Genomic DNA, 9,283 nt, shown 5'->3' with positions numbered 1-9,283 from the left:
AGTGTTCGGGGTAAAGCGGGGCGGGGCCCTCCCAACAACATACCGCGCGGCCGCCGGGGCCGCCGCCGGCGCCGTGGCCCACGCCGGCGCCGGCTGGGGCCAGGAGCCGCCCCCGCGACCGGCGGTGGTGGAGCTGCTGCAGCGGGCGGTGGTCGACCGCCTGCGCGTGCAGCTGGACTACCGCAGCCGCTCGGGCACGAGCAGCCGGACCGTCGACCCGCTGGGCCTGGTCGCCAAGGACGGCACCTGGTACCTGCTCGCCGGGACCGCCGACGGTCGGCGCACCTTCCGCGCCGACCGCGTCGAGCGGGCCCGGGTCCTCGACGAGCGCTTCGAGCGGCCCGCGGGCTTCGAGCTCGCCACCGCCTGGCGGGAGGTCGTCGACGAGGTCGAGCGCCGCCGCGCCGGCACGAGCGCCGTGGTCGTCGTGGCGCACCGGTTCCTGCCCGTGCTGCGCGCGCAGTTCGGCCGCGCCTGCGAGGTCGTCGACGAGCAGGTGCAGGAGCGCGGCGGGGACGCGGGCGGGGCCGCGGGTGGGGAGGCGGGTGGTCGCAGCCGGGTGCGGGTGGCCGCGCCGACGGCGCTGGACCTGGCCCGCACGCTCGCCGGCTGGGGCGGGCAGCTGGAGGTGGAGCAGCCCGCCTCGGTGCGGACGGAACTGGCCCGGATCGGGGCGGAGCTGCTGGCGCTCCACGGCGGCGCGGAACCCGGTGGAGCGGGGACCCGTGGGGCGGGGACCCGTGGGGCGGGGACCCGTGGCCCGGAAACCCGTGGCCCGGACGGCGGCGGCCGTGCTGGACTCCTGCCGTGAGCGGCGGCCCGGCCATGCACCCCGGCCAGCTCGCGCTGCCCCTCGCGGTCGTCCGCCGGCTGGTGGCCGCGCAGTTCCCGGCGTGGCGTGACCTGCCGGTGCGGCCGGTGCGCTCCGACGGCACCGTCAACGCGCTGTTCCGCGTCGGGGGGGGGGTGGGGTGGGGGGGGGGGGGGGTGGGGGGGGTGGGGGGGGGGGGGGCGCGGGGCGCCCCTTGCGGGTGGTGCGCGGCGGCGGCCCCCACCCCCCCCCCCGCTTCCCGCTGCGCCCCGGGCCGGTGGCGCGGTTGCGCGAGGAGCTGCGCCGCGAGGCCGAGGCGGCCCGCGAGCTGCTCGGGCGCACGGCCGTGGCGACCCCCGCGCCCGTCGCGCTCGGCGAACCGGGCCCGGGCTGCCCCGTCCCGTGGGCGGTGCAGTCCTGGTTGCCCGGGACCGTCGCCGACGGCGCCGGTCCCGCGGACCTGGCGCGCGACCTCGCGCGGTTCGTCGCGGACGTGCGCGCCCTGCCGACGCGGGGGCGGGCGTTCCGCGGAACCGGCCGCGGCGGGGAGCTGAGCAGCCACGACGCGTGGGTGGAGCAGTGCTGCGCGCGCAGCGAGGGGCTGCTGGACGTGGCCCGCTGCCGCACCGCGTGGGCGCAGATGCGCACGCTGCCGCGCGAGCAGCCGGACCTGGTGACGCACGGGGACCTGGTGCCGGGCAACGTGCTCGTCGACCCCGCCGGGTCCGGCCGCCTGGTGGGCGTCCTCGACGTGGGCGGGCTGGGACCGGCCGACCCGGCGCTCGACCTCGTGGCGGCGTGGCACCTGTTCGAGGAGGGGCCGCGCGAGGAGTTCCACGCGCAGCTGGGGTGCGGCGAGCTGGAGCGGCAACGCGGCCGGGCCTGGGCGTTCGAGCAGGCGATCGGCCTCGTGCGGTACTACGAGGTCAGCAACCCGGTGATGAGCCGGCTGGGGCGGCGGACCCTGGAGCGGGTGCTCGCCGCGCCCGGCCCCTGAGCTCAGACGGTCGCGCCCTCGAACGCCTCGGCGGTCAGGCGCACCGAGCGCAACCGCGCCTGCGTGTCGCGGGCCTGGTGGGCGACGATGAGCTCGTCCGCACCCGCGTGTCGGCGGAACTCCTCCAGGTAGGCGCGGACGTCGGTGGGCGTGCCGACCGCCGCGTAGGACTGCATCTGCCGCACGTGCTGGCCGGCCGCGGTCTCCATGAGGATGTCGACCTCCGGCTCGGTGAAGGTGCGGCCCCGGCCGAACAGCGACACCGCGAACTGGCGCTGCACCTGCTCGTGGAGGGTGCGGGCCGCCTCGGCCGTGTCGGCGGCGACGACGTTCACCCCCGCGATGACGTGCGGGTGGTCCAGCTGCTCCGACGGGCGGAACTGCTCGCGGTAGGCGCTCACCGCGGCGTGCAGGGCCTGCGGGGCGAAGTGCGAGGCGAACGCGTAGGGCAGCCCGAGCGCCGCGGCCAGCCGCGCGCCGAACGTCGACGAGCCCAGCAGGTACAGCGGCACCCGCGCGCCGTCGCCGGGCACCGCGCTGACCCCCGGCACCCGGGAGGTGCCGGCGAAGTAGTCGCGCAGCTCGGCGACGTCCTCGGGGAACTGCTCGGAGGCGGCCGGGTCGCGGCGCAGCGCGTAGGTGGTCTGCTGGTCGGAGCCGGGCGCGCGCCCCAGGCCGAGGTCGATGCGGCCCGGGTACATGGCCTCCAGCGTGCCGAACTGCTCCGCGATCGCCAGCGGCGAGTGGTTGGGCAGCATCACGCCACCGGCACCGAGGCGGATCGTGGAGGTGTGCGCGCCGACGTGCGCGATGAGCACCGCGGGCGCCGACGAGGAGATCGTCGGCATGTTGTGGTGCTCGGCGTACCAGACGCGGCGGTAGCCGTGGCGTTCCGCCTCCTGGGCCAGCGCGACGCTGGCCGCGATGCTCTCGCTCGGGGACTCACCGGGCGCGATCGGCGCGAGGTCGAGGATGGACAGCGGCATCGACACGAGGGCGACCTTCCGGGAGACGGCGTTCGTCGTGGCCAACCCCTCCCGGGCCGCTGCGATTCCCGCGCACCCGCGACGGACCGCGGGAGCACCGCCGGCCGCCGCGGACGTGGGCTAGCGTCCCCGCCGTGCAGCAATCCGAGCAGCGGTCCGTGACCGACCGGTTGCGGGCCGCGGGTTGCGTCCACGCCGAGCAGGAGGCGGCCCTGCTCGCGGAGGCGGCCGACGGCGCGGACCTGGAGGTGCTCGTCGCGCGGCGGGTGGCCGGTGAGCGCCTGGAGGACGTCCTCGGCTGGGCCGGGTTCTGCGGTCTGCGGCTCGCGGTGGCACCCGGCGTCTTCGTGCCGCGCCACCGCAGCGCAGCCCTCGTCGAGCGCGCCGCCGCCCACGCCCGCCCCGGCGACGTCCTCCTCGACCTCTGCTGCGGCACGGGGGCCCTGGCCGCCGCGGTCTCGGCGCGCGTGCCGGGGCTGCGCGTGCACGCCACCGACCTCGACCCCGTCGCGGTGGACTGCGCCCGCCGCAACCTGCCCGGCGCGCACGTCGTCACCGGGGACCTGTTCGCCGCGCTGCCGGCCGCGCTGCGCGGCGCGGTGGACGTCCTGCTCGCCAACGTCCCCTACGTGCCCACCGCCCGCATCGCCCACCTGCCGCCGGAGATGCGCGAGGCCGAGGACCGCCGCGCCCTCGACGGCGGCGCCGACGGCCTCGACGTGCTGCGCCGCCTGCTGGGCGAGGCCGGCGGCTGGCTCAGCGCGCGCGGGCGCTGCTTCGTCGAGCTCGACGAGTCGCAGGGCCCGGCCGCGCTGGCCGCCGCGCGCGCCGCCGGCCTGCGCGCCGCCACGCGGACCGAGGAGGACGAGGACGGCGACAGCACCACCGTCCTGGTCGTGCGGCGCTGACGACTCCCCGGGTCGGCCCAGGGTCGGCGCCGGGTCGGCGCCGGGTCAGGTCGCCATGTCGACGAAGCGCGAGTAGTGCCCCTGGAACGCGACGGTGATCGTGTCGGTCGGGCCGTTGCGGTGCTTGGCGACGATGAAGTCGGCCTCGCCCGCGCGGGGGGACTCCTTCTCGTACATGTCCTCGCGGTGCAGCAGGATGACCATGTCGGCATCTTGTTCGATCGAGTTGTGGACCGCGATGCCGTCGGCGATGAAGTTGTGGCCGCCGACGACGGTCGCGTCGAACACCTGCTCCTCGCCGTCCGGCTCGATGGCGACGACCTCGTCCCACAGGACGTCGTTCACCGCCATCACCTCCAGGTCGGCGCTGTCGAGGACCTGCGCGACCCGGCCCAGGCGCTCGCGCGAGGGAGCGTGCTTCCACAGGGTGCTGCCCGAGAAGGACGTCCCCATCGCCGTGGCGAACTCGCGGTGCGTCATCCCGCGCTCCTGCAGCAGCTGCCGCACGTCGTCCCACACCTGGCGCGGCACGGTGTCCACGTTCGTGTTGCCGCTGACGTCGCGGACGACCTCCAGCAGCCGGTCGGCCGACGCGCCGCGCGCCCCGTGCACGCCGATCTCCTGCAGGAACCGCCGCTGGTCGTCCACGCCGGAGACGTCGAGGGTGTAGCCGGGCCGGTAACCGGGCTTCGGCGTCGCCGTGCGGACGCGGGTGGAGATGCCGAAGCGCAGCAGCAGCCGCGACAGGTCGTCGACCAGGCGCCGGCTCGTCGAGGCGTAGTAGATCCGCCCGCCGCGGCCGGCCCGCGACACGGTGACCGAGCCGTCCGTGGCCCACAGGTGGCGCAGGAACAGGGCGATCTGCCGCTTGGGGAGGTGGAACACCTCCTCGGGGACGAACTTCTCGTGGCTGCGCCTGCCGAACAGGCCGAGGTCGTCGAGCCACTCCGCGATCGGGTTGCGCTTGCCGTGGGTGAGCCGGAAGGGCGCGGGCAGGCGCAGCGTCGTGCAGCGCGCGGCCGCGTACTCGTCGCGCACCGCGGTGATGCCGAACGCGGACGCGGCCGCGTCCGCCACCGCCGCCAGGTTCGCCTCGTCCACGCTCGCGTAGCGCAGCGGCTGCCGCCGCACGAAGGACCCGTCACCGATGAGGTGCCCGAGCAGCACGACGCGGTCGTCCTCCCAGCCGGCGACGCGCTCGGGACCGGGCACGTGCCGCGGCACCGCGATCCGGTCCGCGACGCCGAGCTCCCCCAGCGGCTTCCACCCGTCGTAGGTGAGGAACGGGTGGTTCGCGGTCGCGCGGACCTCCTTGCCCGATGCCAGCCGCAGCCGGTGGACGGGCTTCACCCCCGTCGGGAAGACGTGCGTCAGGTGGCGGCGGACGTAGCGCAGCGAGTCGTCGAGGGCCCAGACGGGCACGTCGCGCGCCTGCAGCGCGAACAGCTCGCCCATCGTCGTCTCGGCACCGGTGTCGGCGCGCAGCACCCGGGTGTCGGCCGTGAGGCAGCCGGACTCGCGCAGGTCGCTCATCTGCGGCTTCTTGTCCGTGCGCTGCTCCGGACCGCGGTTCAGCTGCGAGAGCGCGATGACCGGGACCTCGATCTCCTTGGCCAGCAGCTTCAGCGCGCGGGAGAACTCGGAGACCTCCTGCTGGCGGCTCTCGACGCGCTTGCCGCTCGTCATCAGCTGCAGGTAGTCGACGATGACGAGCTTGAGGTCGGCGCGCTGCTTGAGGCGGCGGCACTTGGAGCGGATCTCCATCAGCGACATGTTCGGCGAGTCGTCGATGTACAGCGGGGCCTCGGACACCGAGCCCATCGTCCGCGCGAGCTTGGTCCAGTCGTCCTCGCGCATCGTGCCCTTGCGCATGTTCTGCAGGGGGATGCGCGCCTCCGCGGACAGCAGGCGCATGGAGATCTCGTTGCGGCCCATCTCCAGGGAGAAGATCACCGACGCCAGGCCGTGCTTGATCGAGGCGGCACGGGCGATGTCGAGTCCGAGCGTGGACTTGCCCACGGCGGGCCGAGCCGCGATGACGATCATCTGGCCGGGGTGCAGGCCGTTGGTCAGCTGGTCGAGGTCGGCGAAGCCGGTGGGGACGCCGACCATGCCCTCGCCGCGGTGGGAGCTGGCCTCGATCTCGTCGATGGTGCCCTCGATGACGTCGCCGAGGACGGCGTAGTCCTCCTTCACCCGCTTCTCGGTGACGGCGTAGACCTCGGCCTGGGCGGAGTTGACGATGGCCTCGACGTCCATGCCGTCGCCGCCGTAGCCCATCTGCACGATGCGGGTGCCGGCCTCCACCAGGCGGCGCAGCACGGCGCGCTCGCGCACGATGCGGGCGTAGAAGCCGGCGTTGGCGGCCGTGGGGACGGTGGAGATGAGGTCGTGCAGGTAGGGGGTGCCGCCGACGCGGGCGAGCTCGTTGCGGTTGGTGAGCTCGGCGGAGACGGTGACCGGGTCGGCGGGCTCGCCGCGCGAGTACAGGTCGAGGACCGCCTCGTAGATGAGCTCGTGGGCGGGGCGGTAGAAGTCGTTGCCCTTGAGGACCTCGACGACGTCGGCGATGGCGTCCTTGGAGAGCATCATCCCGCCGAGCACGCCCTGCTCGGCGGCGATGTCCTGGGGGGGCATCCGGTCGAAGGACTCGCCGCCGGCGGAGGAGCCCCCGTCGCGGCCGCGGCGGGGCTGGCCGCCCTGGCCGTCGTACTGCGCGGGCGGCTCGTCGTAGGTGGTCACTGCGGCAGGCCCCTCTTCCCGGACGCCCTCTCGGCGGTCGTTGCCCGCAGTTGTACGGGAGGCGTCCGACACGAGCGCGACGTGCTCTCCAGGCACAGTGACCCACGCCCGGCCGCCGGGTCAAACGGCCCTGTGCACAGGTCGGTGGACAGGCTGTGGACGGCCTGGGGACCGTTGTGCACAGGGGGTGGACAACCCTGGGGACAACTCGGTGGATCCCGGGGGCCGTGGACGGTCGCACCGCTTTGACCTGCGACGATGCTGTCCACGCGGTGTGGAAGCGCGAAGGTTGGTGTGGACGAGTGGATGGCGGACAGGTTGCGGTCTGGTAACGGCTCCCCCGGACGGCTCAAGCTGGGGCGGCGGGACGCCGAGATCCTCCGGTTGGCCGTCCCCGCCCTGGGCGCGCTCGTGGCCGAACCGCTGTTCCTGCTGGCCGACTCCGCGATCGTGGGGCGGCTGGGGACGCTGCCGCTGGCCGGGCTGGGCATCGCCGGGGCCGTGCTGGGCACGGCCGTCAGCGTCTTCGTCTTCCTCGCCTACGGCACCACCGCGGGCGTGGCCCGCCGGCTGGGGGCCGGTGACCGGCGCGGTGCGCTGGCGCAGGGCGTGGACGGCGTGTGGCTGGCGCTGGGCCTGGGCGTGCTCACCGCCGTGCTCGTGCTGCTGCTGTCCGGCCCCCTGGTCGACCTGCTCGGGGTGTCCGCCGCCGCCCGGCCGTTCGCGCTCACCTACCTGCGCTGGAGCCTGGTGGGCCTGCCCGGGATGCTCGTCGTCCTGGCGGCGACGGGGGTGCTGCGCGGCCTGCAGGACACCCGCACGCCGCTCGTGGTGGCCGCCGCGGGTGCCGCGCTCAACGTGGCGCTCAACCTGCTGCTCGTGAACGGCGCCGGCTGGGGGATCGCCGGCTCGGCGGTCGGCACCGCCGCCACTCAGCTGCTCATGGCGCTGGCGCTGGTGGCCGTCGTGGCCCGGGGGGTGCGGCGCACCGGCGCCCGGGTGCGCCCGCACCCGCTGGGCGTGCTGCGCGGCGCCCGCGACGGCGTCCCGCTGCTGGTGCGGACGGTGACCCTGCGCGCGGCGCTGCTGCTGACGACGTTCGTGGCGGCCGCGCAGGGCGACGCGGGCGTGGCGGCCCACCAGGTGGCGAACACCGTGTGGACGACGACGGCGCTGGCCCTGGACGCCCTGGCCATCGCCGCGCAGGCCCTGGTGGGGCGGGCGCTGGGCGCCGGGGACGTCGGCGACGTGCGCGCCGCGGTGCGCCGGATGGTCCAGTGGGGCGTGGGTGCGGGCGTGCTGCTGGGCGCGGTGCTCGTGCCGGCCGGCGGTGCGGTCGCGGGCTTCTTCGCCCCGGACCCGGCCACCCGCGCCTGCCTGGCCGCCGCGCTCGTCGTGCTGGGGCTGTGCCTGCCCGCCGCCGGGTGGGTCTTCGTCCTGGACGGGGTCCTCATTGGCGCCGGTGACGGGCGCTACCTGGCGCGCGCCGGGCTGGGGACGCTGGCCGTCTACGCGCCGCTGGCCTTGGGGGTGCTGTGGCTGGCGCCGCCCGGGCGGGCCGGGCTGGTGTGGCTGTGGATCAGCTTCGCGGGGGTGTTCACGCTGGCGCGGCTGGTCACGCTGGTGCACCGCGAGCGCAGCGGTGCGTGGATGGTCACCGGGGCCCCGGGGGGCGGTGCCTGAGAGGACGACGGCCGGCTCAGGCGGGGAGGATGCGCTCCAGCTGGGGCACGAGGGCGTCGAGGGCGTAGCGCACCGAGAGCACCGAGCCGAGCGAGTAGGCGCTGGAGACGTCCTCGTCGAGCACGAGGGCCCGCCCGGCCGCGACCGCCGGGATCGCCGTCCACAGCGGGTCGGCGGTGATGGCGGTGGCCGGGACGTAGATGGGGAAGGCGACGAGCGCGTCGGCGTCCAGGAGGTTCAGCTGCTCGTTCGAGACGTCGACGGTGAAGCCGCCCTCGGCGACGGGCAGCGCGGCGACCTGCGGGTTCTGCACGAACCCCAGGCGCTCCATGAACTGCACGCGCTCGCTGCCCTCGACGTAGGCGCCCCAGCCCTCGCTGGTGCGGGCGGCCGCGGTGACGGTCCGGTCCCGCCACTGCGGGTGGGCGGCGGCGGCCTGCTCGAAGGCGGCGTCGATGTCGTCGAGCAGGTCCTGGCCGGCTGAGGCCTTGCCGAGGGCCTGGGCGATCATCGTGACCTGGTCCTCGAGGCCGGTGAGGTAGGACTCGCCGTCGGCGGGGACGCCGAGGGTGGGGGCGATGGCGGACAGCTTGGCGTGGCGGTCCTCGTCGCCGGAGCTCTTGACGTCGAGGACGAGGTCCGGCCGCAGCGCCGCGATCGCCTCGTAGGAGGGCTCCAGCGTCCCGATGAGCTCGGGTGCGCTGGTGTACCGCCCGGTGGCCCAGGGGCCGACGCCCTCCCCGCCGAAGGCCAGCCAGTCGGAGGCGCCGACGGGCTGCACGCCCAGGGCCAGCGCGGTCTCCGCGTCGCCCCAGCCGAGGGCGACGACGCGCTGCGGCGCCTGCTCGAGGGTCACGTCGCCGAACTTCGTGGGGATCGTCACCGGGAAGCCGCCCGCCGCGGCCGGGGTGCCGGAGGCCGTCGAGCCGGTGCCGGGGGTCGGGTCGTCGCCGCAGGCGGACAGCGACAGGGCCGCGGCGGCGGAGGCGGCGAGGGCGGCGCGGCGGGACAGCAGCACGGGAGGGCCTTCCGGCAGGCGGTGACGAGCGGGCTAGGCGAGCCTAGCCTGACTCGATGCCGGGCCGGCCGGTGTCCCTCCGCGAGCACCGGAGGTGCCCCGCACGCGCGGAGGCCGGCCGCACCCGGGGGTGCGGCC

At 75.8% G+C, this 9,283-nt stretch carries 6 protein-coding genes and 1 pseudogene; 4 read left to right on the top strand and 3 right to left on the bottom strand.

The window, feature by feature from the left end; translation table 11 throughout:
* Positions 1 to 811 (top strand): helix-turn-helix transcriptional regulator (locus ACRYM2_RS21935; RefSeq protein ID WP_432524714.1); only part of this gene is annotated, 811 nt, incomplete at its 5' end.
* Between the two features lie 14 nt (positions 812 to 825).
* Positions 826 to 1,808: pseudogene (locus ACRYM2_RS21930) on the top strand (phosphotransferase).
* A gap of 2 nt (positions 1,809 to 1,810) precedes the next feature.
* Here ACRYM2_RS21930 and ACRYM2_RS21925 read toward each other — a convergent pair.
* Positions 1,811 to 2,800 (bottom strand): LLM class flavin-dependent oxidoreductase, encoded by a 990-nt coding sequence (locus ACRYM2_RS21925; protein WP_432524717.1) that lies wholly within the window; start codon positions 2,798 to 2,800, stop codon positions 1,811 to 1,813.
* A gap of 128 nt (positions 2,801 to 2,928) precedes the next feature.
* Here ACRYM2_RS21925 and ACRYM2_RS21920 point away from each other — a divergent pair, with 128 nt between their 5' ends.
* Positions 2,929 to 3,702 carry a putative protein N(5)-glutamine methyltransferase gene (locus ACRYM2_RS21920; protein ID WP_432524713.1) on the top strand — a complete coding sequence of 258 codons (774 nt, stop codon included), beginning with the start codon at positions 2,929 to 2,931 and terminating at the stop codon, positions 3,700 to 3,702.
* Positions 3,703 to 3,747: 45 nt separating this feature from the next.
* Here ACRYM2_RS21920 and ACRYM2_RS21915 read toward each other — a convergent pair whose 3' ends face one another.
* Entirely contained in the window at positions 3,748 to 6,444 is a 2,697-nt protein-coding gene (locus ACRYM2_RS21915; protein WP_432524712.1) for a replicative DNA helicase, read from the bottom strand.
* Positions 6,445 to 6,750: 306 nt separating this feature from the next.
* Here ACRYM2_RS21915 and ACRYM2_RS21910 point away from each other — a divergent pair, with 306 nt between their 5' ends.
* Entirely contained in the window at positions 6,751 to 8,127 is a 1,377-nt protein-coding gene (locus tag ACRYM2_RS21910; protein ID WP_432524715.1) for an MATE family efflux transporter, read from the top strand.
* Positions 8,128 to 8,143: 16 nt separating this feature from the next.
* Here ACRYM2_RS21910 and ACRYM2_RS21905 read toward each other — a convergent pair whose 3' ends face one another.
* Positions 8,144 to 9,145: an iron-siderophore ABC transporter substrate-binding protein gene (locus ACRYM2_RS21905; protein ID WP_432524710.1), complete on the bottom strand. Its 1,002-nt coding sequence runs from the start codon at positions 9,143 to 9,145 to the stop codon at positions 8,144 to 8,146.
* Positions 9,146 to 9,283 lie beyond the last annotated feature (138 nt).

The sequence above is a fragment of the Kineococcus aridisoli genome (assembly GCF_050871885.1).
GTDB lineage: Bacteria > Actinomycetota > Actinomycetes > Actinomycetales > Kineococcaceae > Kineococcus.
The sequence above is the reverse complement of the archived record's forward strand: the minus strand, read 5'-3'. Positions and strand labels throughout refer to the sequence as shown.

Bases quoted from the DNA above. Each gene is read 5' to 3' on its own strand.
- ACRYM2_RS21910 (WP_432524715.1), top strand. From the start codon at position 6,751: ATGGCGGACAGGTTGCGGTCTGGTAACGGCTCCCCCGGACGGCTCAAG.